Below are 362 nucleotides of genomic sequence, written 5' to 3'. Positions count from 1 at the left end.
GCTCGCCGAATTGCCAACGATCTGCGACCGCGGCACCAAGTGCAACGCGCAGGGTTACAAGACCAGCTGGAACGGGTACAAGCTGCACATCGACACTGCCGATTGTGGCGTTCCCATCGCCGCCTTGTTGTGTTCCGCGTCGATGCATGACAGCCGCGCCGCCGTGCCGCTGTCGCACATTACGAAGCAACGGGTCACCAATTTGTACGATGTGATGGATGCTGCCTACTGCAGTAAAGAGTTGCACGACCACTGCCGCGAACTGGGACACGTCCCCCTGATCGACCATAATCCGCGTGGCGGCGAGAAGGAACACTTCGAGCCTGCCGATGAGGTTCGCTACCGTGAGCGCACTGTGGCCG

At 60.5% G+C, this 362-nt stretch carries 1 protein-coding gene; it reads left to right on the top strand.

What is annotated here, in order from left to right; translation table 11 throughout:
- Positions 1–362: transposase (locus F2P46_RS39085; RefSeq protein WP_166899354.1), on the top strand; the 362-nt coding region annotated here is incomplete at both ends.

The organism is Massilia sp. CCM 8734, assembly GCF_011682155.1.
Lineage (GTDB): Bacteria > Pseudomonadota > Gammaproteobacteria > Burkholderiales > Burkholderiaceae_D > Telluria_A > Telluria_A rubra.
The sequence above is the reverse complement of the archived record's forward strand: the minus strand, read 5'-3'. Positions and strand labels throughout refer to the sequence as shown.